This window comes from Massilia sp. UYP32, assembly GCF_050434365.1.
Lineage (GTDB): Bacteria > Pseudomonadota > Gammaproteobacteria > Burkholderiales > Burkholderiaceae_D > Telluria > Telluria timonae.
Window position 1 is genome coordinate 41,993 of sequence record NZ_JBNDIK010000033.1, and the last position, 23,541, is coordinate 65,533.

18 protein-coding genes are annotated in these 23,541 nt (G+C 66.7%); 9 read left to right on the forward strand and 9 right to left on the reverse strand.

What is annotated here, in order from left to right; translation table 11 throughout:
• Positions 1-31 precede the first annotated feature (31 nt).
• The gene (locus tag ABIB42_RS22925) at positions 32-1,549 is read right to left on the reverse strand and encodes a BCCT family transporter (protein WP_005663017.1); all 1,518 of its coding nucleotides are present in this window, start codon (positions 1,547-1,549) and stop codon (positions 32-34) included.
• Positions 1,550-1,825: 276 nt separating this feature from the next.
• On the opposite strand from ABIB42_RS22925, the gene ABIB42_RS22930 reads away from it, so the two are divergent.
• Positions 1,826-2,788, forward strand: a complete 963-nt coding sequence (locus ABIB42_RS22930; protein ID WP_184238108.1) for an AraC family transcriptional regulator — start codon at positions 1,826-1,828, stop codon at positions 2,786-2,788.
• On the opposite strand, the gene ABIB42_RS22935 is transcribed toward ABIB42_RS22930, so the two are convergent.
• Genes ABIB42_RS22935 through ABIB42_RS22945 form a run of 3 tightly spaced genes read right to left on the reverse strand, consistent with a single transcriptional unit; the run spans position 2,775 to position 9,175 of the window.
• Positions 2,775-4,088 carry an MFS transporter gene (locus tag ABIB42_RS22935; RefSeq protein ID WP_219862375.1) on the reverse strand — a complete coding sequence of 438 codons (1,314 nt, stop codon included), beginning with the start codon at positions 4,086-4,088 and terminating at the stop codon, positions 2,775-2,777. The two genes, ABIB42_RS22930 and ABIB42_RS22935, sit on opposite strands and share 14 nt — an antisense overlap.
• Positions 4,085-6,487, reverse strand: coding sequence for a family 20 glycosylhydrolase (locus tag ABIB42_RS22940; protein ID WP_429249034.1), 2,403 nt, complete (start codon positions 6,485-6,487; stop codon positions 4,085-4,087). The genes ABIB42_RS22935 and ABIB42_RS22940 overlap by 4 nt, the downstream gene beginning before the upstream one ends.
• A 48-nt stretch (positions 6,488-6,535) precedes the next feature.
• The gene (locus ABIB42_RS22945) at positions 6,536-9,175 is read right to left on the reverse strand and encodes a TonB-dependent receptor (RefSeq protein WP_219862371.1); all 2,640 of its coding nucleotides are present in this window, start codon (positions 9,173-9,175) and stop codon (positions 6,536-6,538) included.
• A gap of 271 nt (positions 9,176-9,446) precedes the next feature.
• Between ABIB42_RS22945 and ABIB42_RS22950 the strand changes: the two genes are divergently transcribed.
• Entirely contained in the window at positions 9,447-11,030 is a 1,584-nt protein-coding gene (locus ABIB42_RS22950) for an FAD-dependent oxidoreductase (RefSeq protein ID WP_429249035.1), read from the forward strand.
• Between the two features lie 102 nt (positions 11,031-11,132).
• Here the strand turns inward: ABIB42_RS22950 and ABIB42_RS22955 are convergent, their stop codons facing one another.
• On the reverse strand, positions 11,133-11,675 hold the full coding sequence (locus tag ABIB42_RS22955; protein ID WP_273028031.1) for a hypothetical protein: 543 nt from the start codon (positions 11,673-11,675) through the stop codon (positions 11,133-11,135).
• A 183-nt stretch (positions 11,676-11,858) separates the two neighbouring features.
• The gene (locus ABIB42_RS22960; RefSeq protein WP_429249036.1) at positions 11,859-12,998 is read right to left on the reverse strand and encodes a serine hydrolase domain-containing protein; all 1,140 of its coding nucleotides are present in this window, start codon (positions 12,996-12,998) and stop codon (positions 11,859-11,861) included.
• A gap of 170 nt (positions 12,999-13,168) precedes the next feature.
• On the opposite strand from ABIB42_RS22960, the gene ABIB42_RS22965 reads away from it, so the two are divergent.
• The gene (locus ABIB42_RS22965) at positions 13,169-14,155 is read left to right on the forward strand and encodes an LLM class flavin-dependent oxidoreductase (protein ID WP_005663033.1); all 987 of its coding nucleotides are present in this window, start codon (positions 13,169-13,171) and stop codon (positions 14,153-14,155) included.
• A 16-nt stretch (positions 14,156-14,171) separates the two neighbouring features.
• On the opposite strand, the gene ABIB42_RS22970 is transcribed toward ABIB42_RS22965, so the two are convergent.
• From ABIB42_RS22970 to ABIB42_RS22980, 3 genes are all read right to left on the reverse strand, one after another.
• Positions 14,172-14,765, reverse strand: a complete 594-nt coding sequence (locus ABIB42_RS22970) for an isochorismatase family protein (protein ID WP_429249037.1) — start codon at positions 14,763-14,765, stop codon at positions 14,172-14,174.
• Positions 14,766-14,840: 75 nt separating this feature from the next.
• Positions 14,841-17,618: a M16 family metallopeptidase gene (locus tag ABIB42_RS22975; protein WP_429249038.1), complete on the reverse strand. Its 2,778-nt coding sequence runs from the start codon at positions 17,616-17,618 to the stop codon at positions 14,841-14,843.
• Between the two features lie 169 nt (positions 17,619-17,787).
• Positions 17,788-18,939 carry a PQQ-dependent sugar dehydrogenase gene (locus ABIB42_RS22980; RefSeq protein ID WP_429249039.1) on the reverse strand — a complete coding sequence of 384 codons (1,152 nt, stop codon included), beginning with the start codon at positions 18,937-18,939 and terminating at the stop codon, positions 17,788-17,790.
• Positions 18,940-19,218: 279 nt separating this feature from the next.
• Between ABIB42_RS22980 and ABIB42_RS22985 the strand changes: the two genes are divergently transcribed.
• The 6 genes from ABIB42_RS22985 to ABIB42_RS23010 all read left to right on the forward strand — a co-directional run bounded on the left by ABIB42_RS22985 (position 19,219) and on the right by ABIB42_RS23010 (position 23,528).
• A complete protein-coding gene (locus tag ABIB42_RS22985) occupies positions 19,219-19,653 on the forward strand; it encodes a DUF882 domain-containing protein (RefSeq protein WP_267871910.1) in 435 nt (144 codons plus the stop codon).
• A 58-nt stretch (positions 19,654-19,711) separates the two neighbouring features.
• Positions 19,712-20,479 carry a hypothetical protein gene (locus tag ABIB42_RS22990; protein WP_429249040.1) on the forward strand — a complete coding sequence of 256 codons (768 nt, stop codon included), beginning with the start codon at positions 19,712-19,714 and terminating at the stop codon, positions 20,477-20,479.
• The gene (locus ABIB42_RS22995) at positions 20,476-20,775 is read left to right on the forward strand and encodes a hypothetical protein (RefSeq protein ID WP_314439305.1); all 300 of its coding nucleotides are present in this window, start codon (positions 20,476-20,478) and stop codon (positions 20,773-20,775) included. The genes ABIB42_RS22990 and ABIB42_RS22995 overlap by 4 nt, the downstream gene beginning before the upstream one ends.
• Positions 20,776-20,895: 120 nt before the next feature.
• Positions 20,896-21,408 carry a ferritin-like domain-containing protein gene (locus tag ABIB42_RS23000; RefSeq protein ID WP_071360590.1) on the forward strand — a complete coding sequence of 171 codons (513 nt, stop codon included), beginning with the start codon at positions 20,896-20,898 and terminating at the stop codon, positions 21,406-21,408.
• A 189-nt stretch (positions 21,409-21,597) separates the two neighbouring features.
• The gene (locus tag ABIB42_RS23005; RefSeq protein ID WP_429249041.1) at positions 21,598-22,044 is read left to right on the forward strand and encodes an SRPBCC family protein; all 447 of its coding nucleotides are present in this window, start codon (positions 21,598-21,600) and stop codon (positions 22,042-22,044) included.
• A gap of 17 nt (positions 22,045-22,061) precedes the next feature.
• The gene (locus ABIB42_RS23010) at positions 22,062-23,528 is read left to right on the forward strand and encodes a PQQ-dependent sugar dehydrogenase (RefSeq protein ID WP_429249042.1); all 1,467 of its coding nucleotides are present in this window, start codon (positions 22,062-22,064) and stop codon (positions 23,526-23,528) included.
• Positions 23,529-23,541: the final 13 nt, after the last annotated feature.

Here is a 23,541-nt window from a genome sequence, read left to right on the forward strand (position 1 = left end):
GCCGCGCGCCCCGTACAGGGGCGCGCTTTCCTTATTTCTCGACCATCTGGCGCATGCGGCGGCGCAGTTCGCGCTCGCGCTTCTCGTGCGCCGTCCAGTCCTCGCACACGGCGCGGTAGAGCGAGACCAGCATCAGGATGATCACCAGCGAGAACGGCACCGCGAACACGATGGTGGCCGTCTGCAGCGCCTTCAGGCCGCCCGCCAGCAGCAGGCTGATCGCCATGCCGGCAATCAGGCCGCCCCACATCAGCTTGGTCTTGGTGGACGGGTTCGGGTTGCCGCCGCTGCTCATCATGCCCAGCACCAGCACCGCCGAGTCGCCCGAGGTGACGAAGAACACCAGCACCAGCACCGTGGCCACGGCCGACATGATCAGGCCCAGCGGCAGCGCGTCGAACAGCGCGAACAGCGCGGTCGAGGTGTCGGCGCGGACCGCGTCCGAGATCGGGATCTGCTGCCAGATCTCCATGTGCAGCGCGGTGCCGCCGAAGATCGAGAACCACAGGAAGGCGGCCAGGGTCGGCGCCAGCATGGTGCCGATGATGAATTCGCGGATCGTGCGGCCGCGCGAGACGCGCGCGATGAACAGGCCGACGAACGGCGACCACGAGATCCACCAGGCCCAGTAGAAGATGGTCCAGCTGCCGACCCAGTTGCTGTCGCGGAACGGGGTGGCGCGCAGGCTCATGCGCACGAACTCGGTCACGTAGCTGCCCAGGGTGCTGGTGAAGGTGTCGATGATCGCCACCGTCGGACCGACCAGGAACACCACCAGCGCCAGCACGGCCGCCATGGTCATGTTGATGTTCGACAGGATCTTGACGCCGCGCGTCACGCCGCTGACCGCCGACCCCAGGAACAGGGCGGTGGCGACCAGGATGATGCCGATCTGCGAATATTCGCTGATCGCGAGGCCGAACACCGTGTTCATGCCGCTGTTGATCTGCATGGCGCCAAGGCCGAGCGAAGCGGCCACGCCGAAGGCGGTGGCCACCACCGCCAGCCCGTTGAACAGGCCGCCCAGGCGCTTGACGAGCGGCCAGGGCAAAGCCCCGGTCGCGGTGCTGACCAGGGCGTCGCCGCCGCGCCGGTACTGGAAGAAGGCGATCGCCAGCGCCACCGCGCTGTAGACGGCCCACGGATGGATGCCCCAGTGGAAGAAGGTGTAGCGCATCGCTACGCCCGCCGCTTCCGGGGTGGCAGACACGGTGCCCGGCGGCGCGTCGATGTAGTGCGAGATCGGCTCGGCCACGCCGAAGAACACCAGACCGATGCCCATGCCGGCGGCGAACAGCATCGAGAACCAGCTGCCGATCGAGAACTCGGGCTCGTCGTCCTCGTCGCCCAGCTTGAGGTTGCCGTAGCGGCTGAAGGCCATGAACAGGGCGAAGGCCACCAGGCCCAGCACCACCCAGAGGTAGAACCAGCCGAAGTTGCGGGTCACGGATGCGAGGACGGTGTCGAACACCGCCCCCATGCTGTCAGGAGCGATCACGCCCCACAAAACGATGGCAAGGATGAAACCCGCCGAGAGTGCTGTCTGCATGTCTTCTCCCGTAGACAGTAACGCGCGTCGGCGTCTTATGTTTTAAATAATTCATCATTGTAAGTGATTTAATCACTTATTGCAGCGCAGCAGGACTTCTTGCGTCATGACGGATCTTATACTTTTTATACGAAAACGCATGTACCATTGCGCAAGCTCAGAGTGTTGTCGTGAGTACACACAGTTCGCCATACAAAGGGGTTTGGCCGCATAATCGATTCAGTCTTGTAATGACGTTATGCGATGCCCGCTCCCGCACTCCCCACCGCATCTCCCATGCCACGCACGCGCGTGGATTCGCCACCCGCCGGGCGGGCGACCGCGCGCGATTCGCGCCTCTACGAGGTGATGGACCTGATGCTCGATTCGGTCGGCGACCCGCTGGCCCTGGGCAGCCTGGCCGCCTCGGCCAGCTATTCGAGCTACCACTTCGACCGCATCTTCCGCGAACTCACCGGTTTCTCGGCGGTGGAATACCAGCGCAAGCGCCGCCTGCGCCGCGCCGCCCACCTGCTGCGCCACGAGCCGGACGTGCCGGTCGGGCGCATCGCCCAGGATTGCGGCTTCCCGTCCAACGCGGCCTTTTCCAAGGCCTTCCGCCAGCAGTTCGCGATGTCGGCCAAGGAGTGGCGCGACGGCGGCTGGCGCGCCTATATGGACGCCCAGGTCGGGCGCGAGAGCGACGTCAGCTTCTTCGTGGCCGAGCCGAGCAACCTGGCGGCCCTGCAGGCGCCCTACTGCCCGCCCGAACCGGGCAGTGTCGCCGCCCGCGTCACGGTGCGCAGCCTGCCCGGCATCAAGCTGCGCTACCAGCGCTTCTTCGGCCAGTCGGGCGCCGCCCTGTCGCTGGCCTGCAATGCCTTCATCTGCGAGCGCGAACGCTCCAGCCTGGCGCGCGGCGCGTCCTGGTATGGGGTGTTCGACGAGGATCCCGGCTTCACCGGCGAGCGCGAATACTGCTACGACTTTGGCTTCGGCGCGGCGGCGCCGGATGGCGGCTTTGGCGCCGATGCGCCGGACGACGATCCGACGCTCGGCCTGCGCGTGCTGCCGGCCGGCAGCTATGCCTGCCTCGACTTCGACGGCGACTGGCCGCGTTTTCGCGCGATGTACGAAGACTGGCTCGAGCGCCAGGCGGTGTGGCGGCTGGACGCCACCCGCCCGCACATTCAGAAGGTCGAGCGCGACGGCGACGGACTCTGGCGCGGCTGGCTGGCCCTGCCGGTCAAGAAGCGCTAGAGGCGGACTTATCCGCGGGCGCGATCCGCATGAAGCGGCTCAGCACCAGCACCGGCACGCTGGCCAGCAGCACCCACAGGAAGAAGTCGCGGTAGCCCAGCGCCTGCTGGATATCGCCGCTGATCGTGCGGAACAACACGAAACCCAGCTGCATGAAACCGGTGCCCAGCGCGTAGTGGGCCGCCTGGTAACGGCCGCTGGCCACCACCTGCATGATGAACAGGATCACGCCGACGAAGCCGAAGCCGTAGCCGAACATCTCGATCCCCAGCAGGCCGACGATGAGCGCCATCGATTCGGGTTGCGCATGGCTCAGGTACCAGAAGGCGGCGTTCGGCAGGTTCATGGCCAGGATGAGGATCGGCAGCGCGCGCGTCAAGCCGAGCCAGGCCGTGAAGTAGCCGCCGGCGATACTGCCCACCAAAAAGGCGGCGGTGCCGACCGTGCCGTAGGCCCAGCCCACTTCGGCGGTGGTGAGGCCCAGGCCGCCGACTTCGCGCGCGTCGCGCAGGAACAGCGGGCCGATCGACTGGATCTGCCCTTCGCCGGCGCGGAACAGGATGATGAACAGGATCGCCAGCCAGATGCCGGGCTTGGCGAAGAAGGTCTTGATCACGTCCAGCAGGGTGGCGCCGATGCTGCCCAGGCCGAGCCCGGCCCTGGCCACCCTGGGCGTGGCCGGCAGCGCGCGCACGTGGTACAGCCCGAGCAGCGCCATCAGGCCGCCCAGCAGCAGGAACACGGTGGTCCAGGCGGCCTCGATGCCGAAGCGCTGTTCCAGCGCCCCGGCCAGGATCAGCAATCCACCGAGCGAGATGAACTTGGCCGCATTGAAGAAGGCGCCCTGCCAGCCGGCATAGGCGGCCTGCTCGCGCGCATCGAGGCTGGCGATATAGATGCCGTCGGCGACGATGTCGTGCGTGCTCGAAGCCAGCGAGACGACCGCCAGCAAGGCGATGCACAGGGCGAACCACGCCGGCAGCTGCAGCGCCAGCGCCACCAGCGCCAGGCAGGCGCCGCCGATCAGCTGGCAGGCGACCACCGCCAGGCGCCGGCTGGGAGCCAGTTCCATGAACGGGCTCCACAGCGCCTTGAAGGCCCAGGCCAGGCCCAATAAGCCAGTCCAGCGCGCGATCTGGTCGTTCGGCACGCCCATGCTCTTGAGCATCTGGCCCGCCACCAGGGCCACCGCGTAGAACGGCAGGCCCTGGGCCAGGTACAGGGTCGGCACCCAGGACAGCGGATGACGGCGTCTTTCCTTCAAGGCCGTGGCGGCAGGGGCGTCGTTCATCGCGGTCATGGCAATTCCAGATTCAGGGTGACGATGCGGCTGGCGCGTCCACGGGTGTCGACGCTGGCCAGCTTCACGCTGCGGCTGCCGGCGAGCGGCGCCGGCGCCGTGTAGCGCGGGCTGTGCGCGCCGGGCTCGCTGCCATCCAGAGTGTAATGCACGGCCAGGCCCGGCAGGGCGATATTCGCATGCAGCCAGCCCTCCTCGACCACCGCGCCGGGCGGCGGCAGGCGGTAGGCCCAGGGCTGCGCCAGGCGGTCCAGGCGCGGCAGCTCGCGCTGGCCGAGGCGGTTGGCGAATTCATTCCAGTCGGCGGCCAGTTCGTCGGGATGCTTCCAGCCGGGGTCGGCGCTCCAGGCCCGTTCGGCCAGGCCGATCAGGCGCGGCAGCGCCAGGTACTCGACCCGTTCGCGCGAACGCGCGTTCTCGCCCCACAGCTGCCCCTGCAAGCCCTTGACGCGTTGGCGTCCGCCGGCGTCGAGCGGGGCCAGCGCCGCTATTTGCGCAAGGGTCGGCGCACGGCCCATTGCGTCATGCTGAGGCAGCAGCGGCGCATCGAGGGGAACCATGCCGAAGGGTTCACGGGTATCGATGAAGCCGGCCCAGTAATAGCCCGGTTCCTGCGGATGCTTGGCGTAGGCGAAGTCGAAGTACAGGCTGGCGGCGCTGGACAGCACCACTTCGTGGCCGGCATTGGCCAGGCGGTTGGCGCAGTCTTCCTGGCCGGAACCCCAGCCGTTGTTCCACACGTAGACGTCTTCGCCTTGGCCGGCGCCGTTCGAGGTCAGCGCGGTCTCTTCCCAGCCGCTGAAGGCGATGCCGTGACGCGCCAGGATCGCGCGGCAGCGCGCCTGGAAGTCGTCGCGCAACTGGCGCGCCTCCAGCCAGCCGTGCGCGCGCATGCGCGCCTGGCAGGCGGGCGAGCCGAGCCAGGCGCCGACCGGCACCTCGTCGCCGCCGGTGTGCAGCACGCGCAAGGGCGCGCCGGCTTGCCGGTACAGCGCCGCGACCTCGGCGACCACGGTGTCGATGAAGCGGTCGACCGAGGGCAGCGCGATGCACATCACGTTGTCATGCCACAGCTGCACCGACTCGTAGCTTGATGCGTCATCCGGATCGCTCAGCAGGTATTCTTCGGCGCCGGCGATATCTCCCGCCGCCATCAGGCGCGCATGGCGCACCCGCATCGCCTCGACCGCCGCGCGCGCGTGGCCCGGCATATTGAATTCGGGGATCACCTCGATGTGCAGGCGCCGCGCGTGGCGCAGGATGGTCACGAATTCGTCGGCGCCATAAAAGCCGCTGCCGCCGGGCGAACGGGTGTCGGCGCCGGAGCCGAACGACGGCGGCAGGCAGGGGGATTCGCCCGGCGCGGGAACGCCGCGCCGGGCGCCGACCTCGGTCAGCTCGGGCAGCGCGGCGATCGCCAGGCGCCAGCCTTCGTCGTCGGTCAGGTGGAAGTGGAAGCGGTTGAGTTTATAGCGCGCCATGCAGTCGAGCAGGCGCAGCACGGTGTCGACGCTGGAGAAATGGCGCGCCACGTCGAGCATCATGCCGCGGTAGGCGAAGCGCGGCGTGTCCACGACCGTCCCGCATGGCAGCGTGCCGTCCCGCGCCAGGAGCTGGGCCAGGCTTTGCAGGCCGTTGAACACGCCGTGCGCGCCGGCGCCGCGCACCACGACGCGCTCCGGCGCGATCTCCAGCTGGTAGGCTTCGGCTTCCAGCGCGGGATCGGTCTCGAGCGCGATGCGGGTGTCGCCCTCCCCCTCGGGCAGCGTTGCCAGGAGCGAGCGCAGGAAGGCGGATTCGTCGTCGAACCCGGCGCTGCCGTCGATCGGCGTCGACCGCCCGAGCACACAGCTGCGCCCATCGAAGCGCGCCATGCGCGGGCGCGGCGTAATGCGGCCGACGGCGTCGTCGTCCAGCAGCGACAGCACCGCATTCTGTTCGAATCGCCAGGCCGCATCGGCCGTGGGCAGCAGGTCGCCGCGCATGCGGTGGCGTTGTTCCGGTCGCACGAAGGGAGCGATCTCAGGATCGCCCAGGTCGAACGCCCTCCCCGCCGCATCCAGCAGATAGAAGCCCAAAGGCGCATCGGTGATGCTGATCGCCCAGTGCAGGGACTCGTACTCGATGACATATTCCTGCTCGGGCAACCAGGCGCCACCGCCCGGTAGTTCCAGGCTGAACAGGTCGCCGTTCAGGTGGGCGGCACGAAAGCCGGCACTGACGGTCTCGGGCAGGATCTTGCGGCAGGTGTTGAAGCACAGGGTCCAGCCGGGCGCGATCGCATCAAGGCCATCGTTGCGCAGCGTGAGCTGCGCGGTAAACGCGTCGTCGCGTGTGAAGTTGCTCAGGCATTCCCAGGCGATCGCGATCGCCGGGCCGCCCTCTGGTCGGTACGTCATGGGATTGATTCCAGGTTGGGGAGGCGCGCGCGGCGCCTCCCCGGTCGATTACAGCTTGCCGCGCAGGCCGAGGTAGAAGGTACGGCCGTTCGAGTAGAAGGCGCGCGGCCGGTCCTCGTTTTCGGCGTACATCTTGATGGTCTCGTTGGTGAGGTTCAGCGCATCGAAGGTCAGCGTGAGCTTGTCCGTCAGCTTGACGTTGACCGAGGCCGCCAGCGACGGCATGTCGTCCACGTGCTGGCTGGCGCCCCGGTCCACGCCGGCCTTGTACTTGGAACGCCAGTTGTAGGCCAGGCGCGCCGAGAAGCGCTCGTTTTCGAAGTAACCGGTCACGTTGTAGGTGTTCTTCGACGAGTTGAGCAACTCGCCGCCATCGTCCAGCTCACCGTCGGCATAGGTGTAGTTGACCAGCATGCCGAAGTTGTCCAGGAACGGCTGCTGCCAGCTCAGCTCCACGCCGCGGTTACGTCCGCTGGTGTTGTAGGGCGACGTGATCTGGTATTCGGTGAAGGTCTCACGCTTGTTGTTGTAATAGCTCCCGGTCGACGTGCCCTGGGCCACGATCGAGCGCAGGTCCATGTAGAACAGGCCGGCCGACAGCAGCGCCTTCGGCGCGTAGTACCACTCGGCGCCGATGTCGAAGTTGGTCGAGCGCACCGGATCGAGATTGACGTTGCCGCCGCTGCCGCTCAGCGCGTCGTCGTTGAGCGAGACCGAACCGCCCAGCGCGCTGTAGTCGGGCCGCGCGATGGTCTTGGCCAGCGCGGTGCGAATCGTCAGGTCGGGCGTCAGGTCATATTTCAGGTTGGCGCTCGGCAGGTAGTCGCGGTAGGTGCGCTTGAACGTGGTCGGGGTGTAGGGACCGAAGGCCGACCCCGTGATCGGCGTCGGGCCGCCCGGCAGGTTGACCACCGTGCGCTGGCGTGTCTCGATGGCGCGCAGGCCGATATTGCCGCTCCAGCCATCGCCGCCGAAGTCGACCATGCCGTACAGCGCCGTCGTCTTCTCGGCCACCTCGAACTCGTTCATCCAGTTATGGCGCAGCACGTAGTCGAGCAGGCGGTTGCCGGGGATCGCGCCCCAGGCGCCGAGCGCCGCGCCGTCGTACTTGAAGTAAGGGATGCCGCTGTAGCCGCCGATGTCGCTGCCGAAGTCGCTCGGATACATCTGGCCGCTCCAGGCCGGCTGTGGATTGGTGAAGCCGACCGGGCCGGGACGGGTTTCAAGCGGATGCTCGGCGGTGCGCTTGTGGTCGGTCCAGCGCGCACCAAAGCGCAGCGACTGGAAGGTCGGGTTGTCGAGGCGCAGCTCGCCGTCGAGCTGGGCGTATTCTTCCTTGTCCACCGACTGCGATTCGCCGCCGCCGGCCCAGGCGGTCGAGCCGGGCACGGCGGTGTTGCCGCCGGGGTAGCTGATCGAGGCCGGCGACAGCCCGTTCAAGGCATACACCATGCCGCCGTCGACGTTGTTCTGGTAGTAGACGTCGTCGCGGTCCCAGCCCACGCCATGGGTCTTGCCGACCTTGCCCGACAGGCTGAAGCGCTCGCTGACGCGCCACTTGCCGTTGAAGTCGAGATACCACGATTCGCCGCCCGCATCCGGGCGGTAGATATTGTCGACCTCGCCCGCATTGCGGGTGAACTCGGCGCCCACCAGGGTGTTGTTGCGCACCACCGGATTGATCGGAATCAGGCCCAGGCTGTTGATCGAATTGGCCGGGGCGGCCAGCGAGTTGGTGTTCTGGTGCGGCGCTTCGAGTTTCGAATAGAAGCCGTTCAGGTCCAGCGTGAGGTCGCGGTTCGGCCGCACCTCGATGTCGAAGGCGCCGCCTTCGCGTTTCTTGGTCTGCTCGAACAGGGCGGCGCCGATAAAGGTCGGCACGATCACGCCGGCCAGCGCCGGGTTGGCGATGGCCGCCGCGCTGGTCGCGCTGATCGGGGTGTAGCCCAGGATTTCCTGGCCGTCGCGGCGCACGCTGGCCTTCTCGGAGAAGCCCTGGATCAGGATGCCGGCGGTATTGCTGGCGTTCTTCCAGCTCACCAGGCCCGACAGGTGCGGCTCGGTCTTGCCGGAGAGGTCGTTGTAGTTGGCCTGCACCGAACCCTCGACCGTCAGCTGCTGCTTGAAGTCGAGCGGACGGCGCGTGATGACGTTGATGGCGCCCGAGACGCCGCCTTCGACCAGGTCGGCGGTGGGGCTTTTCTGGACCACGATCGAGCCGACCAGCTCGGACGGCAGCAGCGAGAAACTGCTGGAGCGGCCGACGTTGCCGCCGATCTGGTTCAGCACGAACCAGTCGCCGGTGCTGATCGCATGGCCGTTGAACAGCGTCTGCTGCAGGCTGGGGCTGGTGCCGCGCAGGCTGACGCGGTCGTTCTCGCCGAAGCCGCCCTCGCCGCCGGCCGACGATTGCGTGTTCACGCCCGGCAGGCGCTGGATCGCGTCGGCCACGTTTTTATCGGGCATCTTGCCGATGTCCTCGGCGGTCACGACTTCGACCACGGCGTCTGCGTTGCGCTTCTGGCGCAGCGACTGCTCGAGCGCGGCGCGCACCCCGGTCACCACCACGGTCTGCGGCCCTGCGATGGGCGCCTCCTGTGCCCAGGCCTGTCCCATCGACATCGCCACACCTGCCACCGCCGCCGCGATCGCGGTGCGCTGGTACTGCCGTGCCTTCAACTCGTTCATGTGCCTCTCCAAAACCAGGTTGGTTGTTCTACACACCCTTGCGGTCGCGACTTCCAGGACGTTCGGGCGTCTCTTGGTGTTTATGTATGAAACGCATTCTGGCGGCATCCGTGACCCCGGTTTTGTCAAATCTTGCTATCCAATCTGCAATTTTTCATCATGATGACATCCGCACCTGGCAGAGGCCGGAGGCACATGGCGCGATCGTGCTACATCCTTCGCGGCGGCGCGCTAGCATGCAGTGGCGACCATACCGGCGACGGAGGCCATCATGCTGGGCGCGACGAACGGCAGCTCGACTTCGCTCTGGATGGACACCGCCACGGTGCCCGTCTTTCCGCCGCTCGTCGGCGCGCAGGAAGCCCAGGTGTGCGTGATCGGCGCCGGCATCGCCGGCCTCACCGCCGCCTATCTGCTGGCGTGCGAAGACAAGGACGTGGTGGTCGTCGACGCGCTCGGCGTCGGCGCCGGCGAGAGCGGCCGCACCACCGCCCATTTCTTCCCGCCCGACGAGTGGTACCACGGCATCGAGCGCCGCTTCGGCCGCGCCCAGGCGCGCCTGGTGGCCGGCAGCTATGCCCATGCGCTGCAGATGGTCGAATCCATCGTGCGCAAGGAAGGCATCGCTTGCGAACTCGAACACCTGGACGGCTATCTTGTGGCCGGGGATGCGGGCGACGGGCCGCGGCTCGAACGCGAATGCGACGCCGCCGTGCGCGCCGGCGTGCAGGCCGAGATGGTCGCCGGCGTGCCGGGCCTGGGGTTCGAGACCGGCCCCGCCGTGCGCTATCCGGGCCAGGCGCAGTTCCATCCGCTCAGATACCTCGACGGCCTGGCGCGCGCCTTCATCCGGCGCGGCGGCCGCATCCATGGCGCCAGCCACGCCCGCCGCATCCGCGGCGACCACCGGCGCCAGCTCGTGTCCCTCGACCATGGCGAGATCCGGGCCCGGGACGTGGTGGTGGCCACGCACACGCCGTTCAACGACCGCGTCGTCATGCACACCAAGCAGGCCGGCTACCGCACCTACGTGATCGGCTTGCGGGTGCCGCACGGCGCGCTGCCGCACCTGCTGCTGTGGGACCTGGACGAGCCCTATCACTATGTGCGGCTGGCGCCAGGTGCCGACGGCGACGAGGTGCTGGTCGTGGGCGGGGCCGATCACAAGACGGTCCAGGACGCGCATCCCGGCCACCGTTACGACGAGCTCGAGCGCTGGGCGCGCGCACGCTTCCCGATGGCGCGCGAACTGGCCTGGCGCTGGTCGGGCGAGGTGATGGAACCGAGCGACGGCCTGGCCTTCCTGGGCCGCAACCCGATGGACGACGACAACGTCTACCTGATCACGGGCGACTCCGGCAACGGCATGACCCACTGCACCATCGGCGCCATGCTGGTGACCGACCTGATCATGGAACGGCCGAATCCCTGGAGCGCGCTGTACGACCCGGCGCGTAAACCGGTGCACGGGCTGGGCGAATTCGCCAGCGCACAGGCAAATGTAGCGGCGCGCTACGGCGACTGGCTGCGCGGCGGAGAAGTCGATTCTGTACAAGAGATCCCGCCCGGCGAAGGCGCGGTGCTGCGCGACGGTTTGCGCCGGGTGGCGGTCTATCGCGATCCCGAAGGCGGCCTGCATGCGCTGTCGGCCAGGTGCACCCATCTCGGTTGCGCGGTGCACTGGAACGGCGCCGAACGCTCATGGGATTGCCCTTGTCACGCCTCGCGTTTCGATACCGAGGGCAAGGTGCTGCACGGCCCGGCGCCGACGCCGCTGGCGAAGATCGCGCTGGCGCCCGGCGATGCGCTGCCGCCGCAGGACAGGCGCGGCGGCGCACGGCGCGGCATGCGCTGAACGAAAGGAAACGCGCGCCAGAAACGCGAACACCGGCGCGAGCCGGTGTCCGGGATGGCGGCCGGGGACGCCGCCGTTACTGCTGAAGCGCTATCGGCTGGATCAGTAGCCGCGGCCGGTGGTGCCGGTGGTGCCCGTCGTACCGGTGGTGCCGGTGGTGCCGGTCGTACCGGTGGTGCCGGTGGCGCCAGTCGTGCCCGTGGTGCCGGTCGAGGTGCCGGTGCGGCCGGTGTCATCCATGGTGCCGGTGGAACCGCTGGTGCCGGTGCCCAGCGAACCGCTCGAACCGCTGGTCGTGCCGGTGGTGCCGGTCGACCCCGTGGTGCCGGTCGTTCCGGTGGTGCCCGTCGTGCCGCTCGTGCCCGAGGTGCCGCTGCTGGTGCCGGTTTTGCTGCGGCGGTCGCGGTCACGCTGGTGTTGCGGATCGGTGCTCTGCATGCTGCCGGTCGCGCCGGTCGACGAGCTGCCGCTGGTTTGGTCGCGCATGCTGCCGGTCTGGCTGCTGGTGCTGCTGCCGATCTGGCCCGACTGGCCGGTGCTGGTCGAGCCGGTGGTGCTGGTCTGGGCGTTGACCGCTGTGGCGCCGAACATGGCGGCGGCAACCGAAGCACCGAGCATTCCTTTGAGTAGCGTATTCATTTTCATGGTGTTCTCCTCAATGTCACAATGTATCTGGGGGCGGTACCGGACGCATACGCAAGAGTTGGTAACGATTTGCGCCAGGTGAGGAGCCCAGTGTAGGGACATGCTACGGATGGGAGCGCACGGTAGCCGCGCGGAAATACATCATCGTCTTTTAATTTCCACTATCTTGCGTCCATCTTTCACCTACTGCAGAGCTTCGAGTGCGGCCTGCGCAGAGAGTGTGCCGAGCTGCGTGTACAGCGGCAGCACCACGCTGCGGTCGTCCGGATAGACCCGGTTCGACAGGAAGACATACAAACTTTGTGACTGTGGATCGACCCACAGGATGCAGCCGGTGAATCCCGTATGGCCATAGCTGCCGATCGGATAGACATTGCCGCGCGGACGCTTGGCATAGGGCGAGTCGATGTCCATGCCCATCCCCCGCAGCGCCGCGATGCCGGACGGCGACTGCACCGTCGTCAGCAGGCGGACGCTTTCCGGCTGCAATATGCGCACGCCATCGAGTGCTCCATTGCCCAACAGCATGCGACCGAAGCGGGCGACGTCGCCGACGGTCGAGAACACGCCGGCCGAGCCGCCCACGCCGCCCATGCGCCGCACGGTCGGATCGTGCACCACGCCCTGCAGCGGCGCGCCCGGCGCCAGGTCGCCGTGCGCCGTGGGCAGCTGCGCCGCCTCGCTGGCGCCGCGCTGGGTCGGCGCGATGCGCGCCGCCGGCATGCGTTCCAGTGGGCGATAACCGGTGTCAAGCATGCCCAGCGGTGCGAAGATGCGTTCCTGGGCGAAGCGGTCGAGCGACACGCCCGCCGTGCGCTCGACCAGCAGGCCGAGCAGGATGTAGTTGATGTCCGAGTAGCGGAAGAAACTGCCCGGCGGATGGGTCACCGACTGCGCGCAGGCCAGGGACAGCGCCGCCGTCTTGCCCTGCCACGCCGGTTTCGCCGGCAAGCCCGACGCCAGGCCCGACACATGCGTCAACAGGTGGCGGACCGCGATCGCCTCCTTGCCGCCCCCGGTACATTCCGGAAAATAATTTGTGAGCGGCGCCTCGAGATCGATCTTGCCCTCCTCGGCCAGCATCAGCACCGATGGCGCTGTCACCAGCACCTTGCTCAGCGAGGCGGCATCGAAGACGGTCGCGGGCGTGACGGCGGCGGCGTCCTCTTCATAGCTGAGCCGTCCGTAGCCACGCTCGTAGGTGGCGGCGCCGCGTTCGAGGTGGTACACCGCGCCCGGCAGCTTGCGGGCGGCGATCGCGGCATCGATGGCGTGATCGATCGCGGTCACGCGTTGCGGATTGAATGGGGGTTCGGCGCTCATGGAAGTCGGCAGGTGGACACAGCCGGCGAGCAGCATGACGGCAGGAAAGATCGCAACACGCATGCGAAAAAAGTGTTTTGGCATCATGAAGAAATACTAACCCAAGTGGCGGCCCCGGCATTTTTGGGTGGCCGCGCACGCGCTTTTTCGCATCGGCGTATCATGGATCCATGATTCCTTTTTCGATACTCGACCTCTCGCCGATCGCTGAAGGCAGCGATGCGGCCACCTCGTTCCAACGCTCGCTCGACCTTGCCCAACATGGCGAGCGCTGGGGTTACAACCGCTTCTGGCTGGCCGAGCACCACGGCATGCCGGGCATTGCCAGCGCCGCCACCGCGGTGCTGATCGGCCACGTGGCGGCCGGCACCTCGCGCATCCGCGTGGGCGCCGGCGGCATCATGCTGCCCAACCATTCGCCGCTGGTGATCGCCGAACAGTTCGGCACGCTCGAGGCGCTGCATCCGGGCCGGATCGACCTCGGCCTCGGCCGCGCGCCAGGCTCGGACCACACCACGGCGCGCGCCCTGCGCCGCAACCTGGCGTCGGATGCCGACGAATTCCCGCAAGACGTCGTGGAGCTGATGGATTATTTCGCCGGCTCGACCCGCCGTCCGGTGCAGGCCGTGCCCGGCGCCGGCCTGGACGTGCCGGTGTGGATCCTCGGTTCCAGCCTGTTCGGCGCCCAATTGGCGGCGCACCTCGGCCTGCCGTATGCGTTTGCCTCGCACTTCGCGCCGCAGATGATGATGCAGGCGATCGACATGTACCGCAGCAACTTCCGCCCGTCGGAACAGCTCGACAAGCCGTACATCATGCTGGGCTTTAACGTGTTCGCCGCGGACACCGACGAAGAAGCGCACTTCCTGGCGACCTCGATGCAGCAGGCCTTCGTCAACTTGCGCACCGGCCGCCCGACCAAGCTCAAGCCGCCGGTGAGCGGCTACCTGGAAGCGCTCGACCTGCCCGAACGCATGATGCTCGACAGCGTGCTGTCGTGCTCGGCAATCGGCTCGCGCGTGACGGTGGCTCACCAGCTGCGCGCCTTCATCGAGAAGACCAAGCCGGACGAGCTGATGATCACCTCACAGATCTACGATCACGCGGCGCGCCTGCGCGCCTACGAGATCACGGCGGATATCCAGCGCGCTGGTTGACCGCGGTCGACCGGCGTCACGCGGCGCCGGTCCCCGCCTGCAGCACGTCGATCAGGGTGCGCGTCGCGCGCACCCTCCCCATTTTCGGGAAAATGTTCTCGCACCCGAAGCGGTGGGCATCGGCATCGAAGCTGCTCATCGCATCCTCGGCGAACACCAGCTTGAAGCCGAAGTCATAGGCCGCGCGCGCGGTCGATTCGACGCCGAAATTGGTGGCGATGCCGCCCATGATGAGCGTGTCGATGCCGCGCCGCCGCAGCTGCTGCTCGAGTTCGGTTCCATAGAAGGCGCCCCACTGGCGCTTGACGATGACGAGGTCTTGCGCTTCGACGCCGGCGTCCGGCGCCAGCCACGACGCATCGGGCGGGGCCGCCGGTGCGCCCTGCGCACGCAATGGCGCATCGGCCGGCACTTGCGGCAATTCGTTCAGCAGCACGTGCACGTAGATGACCAGGCCGCCGCGTTCGCGCATCTCTTGCGCCAGCAGCACGCAGTTGCCGACCACGTCCTCGGCGCCGTGCGGCGCGAGCGCGTGCTTGACGTTGCTGTTCTGAAGATCGATCAGGACCAGCGCGGTATGCGCCGGGTCCAGTGTGAGTTGTTGGTCCATGAGCATCCTCCTGCCCATAGTGTCCCCGAAACCCGGCATGCCCGGCGCACAGGCCGGGCACAAACCAAGACAACATTACGGCAGCGGCTTGCCGTCCACGTCGATGCGGCGCACCTCGCCCAGGTTCAGGGCGCGGATGTCCTTCTCGACCTTGGCCATGTCGCCCACCACCACCCACACCAGCCGGTCGGCCACGAAGCTGCGCGCGGCCAGGGCGTTGGCCTGCTGCGGCGTGAGCGCCAGCGCCTTTTCGGTATAGGTGTTGAAGTAATCCTCGGGCAGGCCGTACTGCAAGATCGTGGAATAGGCGCCGGCCAGCTGGCCCGCGGTCTCGAAGCTGCCCGGCAGGCGCAGGGTTTTATTGTCCTGCGCGAACTTGAGCTCCTCGTTCGCGATCGGCTTGGTGCCGGCGATGTTGCGGTATTCGCCCACCAGCTCCTTCAGCGCGTCGCCGGTCTTGTCGGTCTGCACCGGCGAGACGCTCATGAACTGGCGCTGGCCGATCGCCGGCGACACCAGGCTGCGCACGCCGTACGACCAGTGCTTGTCTTCGCGCAGGTTCATATTGATGCGCGAGCTGAAGGTGCCGCCGAACACGTCGTTGACGATCTCGAGCGGCAGTGCCTCGGGGCTGTTACGCGGCGGCGCCAGCTGGCCGCCCAGGATCACGCTCTGCAGCGCGCCGGGACGGTCGACCAGGTAGACCACCGGCGCGGCGCGCGGCGCCACCGTGTCGATCACTTTCTTGGGCACCTCGCCCGCCTTCCAGGCGCCGAAGGCTTTCTCGAGCATCGGCTTGATCTCGGCCAGCGTGGTGTCGCCCACCACCAGCAGCGTGGCGTTGTTCGGCTTGAACCAGGTGGCGTGGTACTTCACCAGGTCGGCGCGCGTCATGCGCTTGACGGCGTCCTCGGTGCCGGTGCCGGTGCCCGGCTTGGCGTACACGTGGTTCTGCCCGTACAGCAGGGCCGGCGCAAGGCGCATCGCGATCGATTGCGGATCGGACTTCTCGCGCGCGATCGCGGCCAGGCGGTCCTGCTGCAGGCGCACGAATTCGTTCTGCGGAAAGGCGGGATTGAGCACCACGTCCGAATACAGGTTCAGCGCCTGCGGCAGCGTGGCCTTGAGCGCGTTCATGCCGACGAAAGCGCCGTCCAGGTTGGTGCTGGCGCCGAAGGTCGCGCCCAGGCTTTCGAGTTCCTCGCCGATCTGCAGCGATTTGCGCGAGCTCGTGCCTTCTTCGAGCATGCGCAGGGCCAGGCTGGCCACGCCGGGCATCGCGGCGCTGTCCGAGGCGTAGCCGCTGTCGACCAGCATCTGCAGGTTGACGATCGGCGCTTCATGGCGCTCGGCCAGCACGACATTCAGGCCGTTCGACAAGGTGGTGCGCTGCATCGGCGGCAGCTTGAGCGACATCGCCTTGCCGGTGTCCGGCGCCTTGCTGCGGTCCAGGCCGGTATTGGTCGCTGCCAGGCCGGTCGGGAACGGGTCAATCTGCAGCACGAAGTCGCCGTCGCTGAGCCAGTCGTTCATGGCCTTCCTGACCATGGCCGGGGTGGCATCCTTGATGCGCTGCAGGTAGACCTTGTAGCAGTCCGGATTGCCGGTATAGGTCTCGCACGAGGCCAGCAGGTCGCTCTTGCCGCCGAAGCCGCCGACGCGCTCGATCATGCGCGTGTACTGGGCCAGGATCGCGGTCTTGGCCAGGCGCAGCTCGGCGTCCGTCGGGCCGCTCTTCATCAGCGCGCGCAACTCTTCGTCGGCGACTTTTTCCATCTTCGCGACGTCGGCGCCCGGACGCGCGGTCAGGGTCATGCTGAACTGGCCGCCGATCTCGGACGAGCTGTCGCTCGCGGTCGCGCTGGTGGCCAATTGATCCTGGTACACCAGGCGTTTATACAGGCGCGAGGTCTTGCCGCCGCCCAGCACGCGCGCCGCCAGGTCGAGCAGCGCTTCCTCTTGCGTGTGCGCGCCCGGCACGTTCCAGGTGCGATAGATGCGCGACTGCGGCACGCGGTCCTGCGCCACCGTGCGGTGGGTGCCAGTGCGCTTGGCGATCCAGGCGTCATGCTTGGCCAGCGGCGGGCCCGGCGGGATCGCGCCATAGAAGCGCTCGACCTTCTCGCGCGCTTCTTCCGGCGAGATATCGCCCGACAGCACCAGCACCGTGTTGTTTGGGCCGTAGTTCTGCTTGAACCAGTCCTGCACGTCGGTCATCGAGGCCGCATCGAGGTCTTCCATCTTGCCGATCACGGTCCAGGAATACGGATGGCCGGCCGGGTAGGTATTGGTGGTCAACAGTTCCCAAGCAATGCCGTAGGGCTGGTTCTCGTATTGGCGCTTTTCGTTCTGCACCACGCCGCGCTGGATGTCGAGCTTCTTCTTGTCGACCGTGCCGAGGAGGTAGCCCATGCGGTCGCTCTCGGCGAACAGCGCATAGTCGAGCATCGAGGTCGGCACGTTCTGGAAGTAATTGGTGCGGTCCTGGTTGGTGGTGCCGTTCAGGTCGGTCGCGCCGATGCGCTCCATCGCGTTCAGGTAGGTGTGCTTGAAGTTGTCGCTGCCGCTGAACATCAGGTGCTCGAACAGGTGGGCGAAGCCGGTCTTGCCCACCTTCTCGTTCTTGGAGCCGACGTGGTACCAGGTATTGATCGCCACCACCGGCGTCTTGCGGTCTTCGTGCACCAGCACCGTCAGCCCGTTCTTGAGCGTGAACTTGGTGTACTTGATGTCCGGGATCGGGATGTCCGGCGTGGCGGCCGGCTTTGCCGGCGCGGCCTGGATGGAAGACGTGCCGAACGCAAGCGCGAGCGCTGCGGCCAGGCCGATGGTGCGACGAACGGAAACTGCCATGCTTCTCCTCCTGAAAGGGGCGGGACGGGAATGAAACGCACAAGGCGCGCCTCAGGGACGCGCCTTGCAAACATTCATTCTAGGCAGGTTTCACGTTGTCAACAAACAAAAACATGATGCATATGCCAGGTTTGACCCAACATCATGCAGCGCGCATCACTTGGGGACCTCAGCGCGGCACGATCCGGAGCAGGCTGCCCTTGGCTTCGTCGGTCAGTACGTACAGCTGGCCGTCCGGGCCCTGGCGCACGTCGCGCACGCGCTTGCCGACAGGCAGCAGCTCCTGGGCCGTTACCTTGCCCTGGGCGTCGAGCTGCACGCGGCGCACGTCCTGGCCGGCCAGGCTGCCGCTGAACAGGCTGCCCTGCCATTGCGGGAAGGCTTTACCCGTGTAGAAGGCCAGGCCCGACGGCGCCGGCGACGGCGTCCACACGACGATCGGCTGCACCGTGCCCGGCACCACCTTCATGCCGATCGGCTCGCGCGTGCCGTAGTCCAGCGTATAGCTTTGCAGCGGCCAGCCATAGTTCTTGCCGGCCTCGATCACGTTGATTTCGTCGCCGCCGCGCGAGCCGTGCTCGTTGGCGTAGACGCGGCCGCTCTTCGGATCGCGCGCCAGGCCCTGCACGTTGCGGTGGCCGTAGCTGTAGATCTCGGGACGGGCGTTGTCCTTGCCGGCGAACGCGCCCTTGCCGACCGGCTGGCCGGTGTCCGTCAGGTGCAGGATCTTGCCGGTGTGCGAGGCCAGGCTCTGGGCATGGTCGCGCGCCAGCATATTGCCGATGCGCTGAGGCGTATTGCCGCCGTCGCCGATGCTCATCAAGAGGGTGTTATCGGGCAGGAACAGGATGCGCGAGCCGAAGTGCTGGCCGCCGCTCTTGCCGAGGTTGACCGCGAAGAGTTGCTTGAGGCCGGTCACGCGCTTGCCGTCGAACACGCCCTGTACCAGCACGGTCCGGTTCTCGTCGTCGCTGCCGCTGGACATCGTCATGTAGATGTGCGGGTTGGTTTTATCGGCGGGATGGACCGCGATGTCGAGCAGGCCGCCCTGGCCGCTGGCATACAGGTTCGGCAAACCGTCGAGAGGAATTTGCTGGAAGCTCTTGCCGTTTAACAGGTGCAGCGTGCCCTGCTTGCCCGTGACCAGCATGCGGCCATCCGGCAACCACGCCATGCCCCAGGGTTGCGGCGCGCCGGTGGCGACCGTTTCGAGCTTCCAGCCCTTGGCCAGCGGCGGCTTGTCGACCGGCGTCACTTCTTGCGCCACGGCGGCAGCGCCGACCGTCGCCAGTGCGGCGGCCAGAACCAGTTTTTTGCTCAAGAACTTTCTGACAATACTCAGCATGACTTCCTCTCTCAAAAAACATTGAACACTTGACATCGTAGCTGATTCGCCGCATTTTCCATCATTTTATCTGCACGTTCGACGCAATCGGCGTATCATTGATGGTTCAGCGAACCAGCGTAAGGACTCCCTTCAATGATTCAACGACGCTCCTTCCTCAAGAGCTCTCTCCTCCTCGCATCTTCCTCCCTCGCCCTTCCAACCCTTGCCAAGAATACATCACCTGACAGCAGTGTCCTGTCGGGCGAGTGCTGCCTGCGCTTCTACAATACGCACACCGGCGAGAAGTTGAAGAGCACGTTCTGGGCTGAAGGCGAGTTCGTCCCCGATGCCCTGAAAGACATCAATAAAGTGCTGCGCGACCACCGCAGCGGCAAGGTCGCCGAGATCGATCCGCAACTGCTGCTGCTGCTCGGCCAGCTCAATAGCAAGCTCGACAACAGCAAGGAACTGCACATCATCTCGGGCTACCGCGCGCCTGAATCGAACGCCTTCCTGCGCAGCCACGGCAGCGGCGGCGTCGCCAAGCGCAGCCTGCACATGGACGGCAAGGCAATCGACATCCGCCTGCCGGGCACCGACCTGCGCAACCTGCAGAAAGCGGCGATGTCGCTCAAGGGCGGTGGCGTCGGCTATTACGCCAGCTCGCAGTTCGTGCATATGGATACCGGCCGCGTTCGGTACTGGTAAGACCATGACGCGGCAGATCGTCCGCGTTGTGTCTTCGCTTGCCATGGGCTCCGTGCTCATGGCCGCTTCACTCTGCCTGCCGGCCTCGGCCGCCGGCCAGAACACCGTCACCGTCAAGTCCACCCGTGACCCGGTCGACAAGTCCTATCGCAAGATGATCCGCGGCATGGAGCGCTTCGAGCGCGAACGCGCCTTCGCTCCCAACGCCACCCTGCGCTTCCAACTGCTGCCGCGCCTGCCGTCGACGGACATGCGCGGCATCACCTTGCGCATTGCGGGCGACACCGTGTCGGTGCCGGTGCCCGTCGATGAGAACAATTTCTTCGTCCTGCCGCGTCACGCGCAAGCCCTGCAGGAAGACGCCGCCGTGCTCGCCAGCCGCAAGACCGCCAGCATGACCTGGCGCGCGCGCATCGAATCGCCCGGCCTGCCCGCCGGCACGCGGCGCCTGGGCGACCTGCGCCTGGAGTGCCGGGTGGGCAAGGAAGCCGGCCTGGTCTCGAACAGCTCGCCGCTGTTCGGCTGGATTTCGGATGCGCTGAACACGCCCGAGGGCGTATGCACCAGTCCGGACGGCAATTACCTGTTCTTTGCCGAGCGGCCGATCTTCGCGGTCACGCTGCGCGCCGGCGAGCGGATGGAGACATTGCCTTTCACTATGCTGTACGCCGGCGGTGAACAGACGCCCGACATGCTGCCCTTCTGCGACTGCCAGGCGCTGCTCGACCGCACTTATTATGTGCCGCTGTGGGACGCCAGCTGGCCCGACGACACGCTGGTCGAGTTCGAATACATGGTCGATGCGCCGGGCGGGGTGGCGCCATGAAGCTGCGCTTTGCCCTGTGCGCGGCGCTGCTGGCGGGCTGCGCGACGCAAGCACCGGCGCCGGGTTCCGTCGTCGCGGCCGAGCGGCTGTCGGCGGCGGTGGTGGCCGGGCGCACGACGAAGGCGGAGTTGCTGGCCGCCTTCGGCCCCACGAAAAGCGTGCGCTTCGACAGCGGCTACGAGGCCTGGGTGTATCAGTCGCCGGCCGGCGGCGGGCGGTTCAGCGAATTCGTCGTGCTGATCGATCCCGCCGGCGTCGTCAGCAAGACGCGCACACGCGCGCCATCGACACCATGAACATCCGGTGCACCGGATTCATCGACAGTGTGTAACACCTAACAAACATGATTCGCCAACTCTGCGAAGGTAATGGCAGGGCGAACCTTCGCCACCTGTACAAACATTCACGGAGGAATCATGACGACGACTGCAGACGACAACTTCAACGACTGGCTGCGCGATGCCCACGCGATGGAAAAGCAGGCAGAGCAGATGCTGACCGCGCAGGCCGAGCGCCTCGAACACTATCCCGAGCTGCGCGCACGCATCGTCCAGCACATCGACGAGACCCGCTGGCAGCACGGCATCCTCGACGAAATCCTGGCCCGCCGCGGCACCGACAACTCGATCCTGAAAGACATCGGCGGCCGCCTGGCGGCCTTCGGCCAGGCCGTGGGCGGCATGGCGGCCAGCGACGAAGTCGTTAAGGGCGCCATGGCCGGTTATGTGTTCGAGAACGTCGAGATCTCGAGCTATACGGCGCTGATCGCAGCGGCGAAATCCGTCGGCGACACGGCAACCCAGGCCCAGCTGGAGCAGATCCTGGAACAGGAAAAGGCGATGGCGGCCTGGCTGCTGGAGCACCTGCCGCAAGTGACCCAGGCCTTCCTGGCGCGTTCGGCCACTCCGGGCGTCGAAGCGAAGAAATAATCGCATAAGCTAGCAGCTGCCCATTTGTTGGGCAGAGACAATGGTTTGGAATGGCGCGGCTTGCGCTGTTCCAAACCATTCGTCATTTGGCGCATCAAAATCTCGGCGCCGGTGTCGAATCCGGGAGTGTTGCTTCGTCGTGGCGTTCAGAGGGATGCCCTCTGCCGCTACCACACAAGGAGATCAACCATGTCCACCAATACCGTCGAGCTGCACCGCGTACTCAAATCGACCCCGCATCGCCTGTTCCGCGCCTTCACCACTCCCGGCGCCTATGCAAAATGGCTGCCGCCTTATGGCATGTTCGCCACCGTCCACGAGATGGATGGCCGGGTCGGCGGCCGCTACCGGATGTCCTTCACCAACCTCACCAACGGCCGCAGCGAGACCTTCGGCGGCGAGTTCCTCGAGCTGGAACCCGGCAAGCGCGTGCGCTACACGGCCGAGTTCGACGACCCGCAATTGCCCGGCCAGATGCAGACCACGGTCGTCATGCGCGAAATCTTTTGCGGGGTCGAGGTGCATATCAAGCAAGAAGGCATTCCTGCCCAGATCCCGGTCGAGCTGTGCTACCTGGGCTGGCAAGAATCGCTCGAACAACTGGCGAAACTGGTCGAGCCCGACATCCGGGACTGAGCGCACGGGAGTCGGCCATGCGCATCGGGCATCTGCGGACCATGCTGTTGCCGTTCGTGGCCATGCTGATCGGCATGACCCTGCTCGCCTGCGGTGGCGGTGGCGGCAGCCCAGGCATCACCGGCGCGGTCCCGCCACCGGCCAGCACCGGATCGCTGGCCGTCAGCGCCAGCGGCCTGCCGGCCGGCGTCAATCCCGCCCTGCGGGTCACCGGTCCCAACAATTACCTGCAAGACCTCGCACAATCGCAAACCCTCGCCAACCTGGCGCCCGGCAGCTATAACGTGTCGGCCTCGGCTGTCACGAGCGGCGGCGTCACCTACCAGCCGGCGCCCGCCTCGCAAGCGGCGACCATCAGCGCCGGCGCCACCGCGTCCGCCACGGTGAGCTATGGCAGCGGCACGCTGACGCTCGTCACGACGCAGGTCGTCGCCGGGCTCGACAACCCGACCTGGCTGACCGCCCCGCCCGGCGACCTGCGCCTGTTCGTCAGCGAGCGGCCGGGCCGGGTGCGCATCGTCGACAACGGCAGCACGCGCGACCAGCCCTACCTCGACATCGGCGCGCGCGTATTCACCGAAGGCGAAGGCGGGCTGCTGTCGTTCGCCTTCGATCCGCAGTTCGCTCGCAACGGTTATTTCTACGTCTGCTACACCGACTTGCAGCGCAATATCGTGATCGAGCGCTTCAGCGCCGGCGCCACGGCAACGGCCGCCAATCCGACCTCCGGTCTGGTCATCCTGCGCATCGCGCATCCGACCTACCAGAACCATGTCGGCGGCCAGCTCGCCTTCGGCCCGGACGGCTACCTGTACCTGGGCACCGGCGACGGCGGCGGCGCCAGCGATCCGCAAGGCAATGCGCGCAACCAGGCCAGCCTGCTCGGCAAGCTGCTGCGCATCGACGTGGCGGGCGCCACGGCCGCCCACCCCTATACGATTCCCACCAGCAATCCCTATCCCGACGCGACCGGGCGCCGCCCCGAGATCTGGGCTTCCGGCCTGCGCAACCCGTGGCGCTTCAGCTTCGACGCCAGCCAGCTGTATTTACCAGACCCCGGCCAGGACCGGCGCGAAGAAATCAATATCGTCGGCACGGCCCAGGCCAGCCTGGACTATGGCTGGAACGTCATGGAAGGAACGCTGTGCTACGGCGCCGAGACTTGCGAGCGCGCCGGGCTGACCCTGCCCGTCTTCGAATACGACCACGGCGCGAACGACGTCAACGGTTGCTCGATCACCGGCGGCTTCGTGTACCGCGGGCGCGCCCTGCCCGAGCTGGCGGGCCGCTATTTCTATTCCGATTTGTGCGGCGGCTACCTGAAGAGTTTCCTTGCCACCGGCAACGGCATCATCGAACAGCGCGACTGGGAGATCGACGACATCGGCCGCATCGTGTCTTTCGGCCAGGATGCCCAAGGCGAGCTGTACTTACTCACTGGTGGCGGGGCCATCCATAAAATTGGACGCGGCCCCACACAATGAGTTTAGAATAAAG

What these genes read in the sequence shown, in the direction of transcription:
- ABIB42_RS22970 (WP_429249037.1), bottom strand. Translation starts at nt 14,765, where the DNA reads ATGGACCAACAACTCACACTGGACCCGGCGCATACCGCGCTGGTCCTG.
- ABIB42_RS22960 (WP_429249036.1), bottom strand. Translation starts at nt 12,998, where the DNA reads ATGAGCGCCGAACCCCCATTCAATCCGCAACGCGTGACCGCGATCGAT.
- ABIB42_RS22965 (WP_005663033.1), top strand. Translation starts at nt 13,169, where the DNA reads ATGATTCCTTTTTCGATACTCGACCTCTCGCCGATCGCTGAAGGCAGC.
- ABIB42_RS22945 (WP_219862371.1), bottom strand. Translation starts at nt 9,175, where the DNA reads ATGAACGAGTTGAAGGCACGGCAGTACCAGCGCACCGCGATCGCGGCG.
- ABIB42_RS22995 (WP_314439305.1), top strand. Translation starts at nt 20,476, where the DNA reads ATGAAGCTGCGCTTTGCCCTGTGCGCGGCGCTGCTGGCGGGCTGCGCG.
- ABIB42_RS22955 (WP_273028031.1), bottom strand. Translation starts at nt 11,675, where the DNA reads ATGAAAATGAATACGCTACTCAAAGGAATGCTCGGTGCTTCGGTTGCC.
- ABIB42_RS22990 (WP_429249040.1), top strand. Translation starts at nt 19,712, where the DNA reads ATGGCCGCTTCACTCTGCCTGCCGGCCTCGGCCGCCGGCCAGAACACC.
- ABIB42_RS22935 (WP_219862375.1), bottom strand. Translation starts at nt 4,088, where the DNA reads ATGACCGCGATGAACGACGCCCCTGCCGCCACGGCCTTGAAGGAAAGA.
- ABIB42_RS22925 (WP_005663017.1), bottom strand. Translation starts at nt 1,549, where the DNA reads ATGCAGACAGCACTCTCGGCGGGTTTCATCCTTGCCATCGTTTTGTGG.
- ABIB42_RS22975 (WP_429249038.1), bottom strand. Translation starts at nt 17,618, where the DNA reads ATGGCAGTTTCCGTTCGTCGCACCATCGGCCTGGCCGCAGCGCTCGCG.
- ABIB42_RS22940 (WP_429249034.1), bottom strand. Translation starts at nt 6,487, where the DNA reads ATGACGTACCGACCAGAGGGCGGCCCGGCGATCGCGATCGCCTGGGAA.
- ABIB42_RS23005 (WP_429249041.1), top strand. Translation starts at nt 21,598, where the DNA reads ATGTCCACCAATACCGTCGAGCTGCACCGCGTACTCAAATCGACCCCG.
- ABIB42_RS23000 (WP_071360590.1), top strand. Translation starts at nt 20,896, where the DNA reads ATGACGACGACTGCAGACGACAACTTCAACGACTGGCTGCGCGATGCC.
- ABIB42_RS23010 (WP_429249042.1), top strand. Translation starts at nt 22,062, where the DNA reads ATGCGCATCGGGCATCTGCGGACCATGCTGTTGCCGTTCGTGGCCATG.
- ABIB42_RS22950 (WP_429249035.1), top strand. Translation starts at nt 9,447, where the DNA reads ATGCTGGGCGCGACGAACGGCAGCTCGACTTCGCTCTGGATGGACACC.
- ABIB42_RS22930 (WP_184238108.1), top strand. Translation starts at nt 1,826, where the DNA reads ATGCCACGCACGCGCGTGGATTCGCCACCCGCCGGGCGGGCGACCGCG.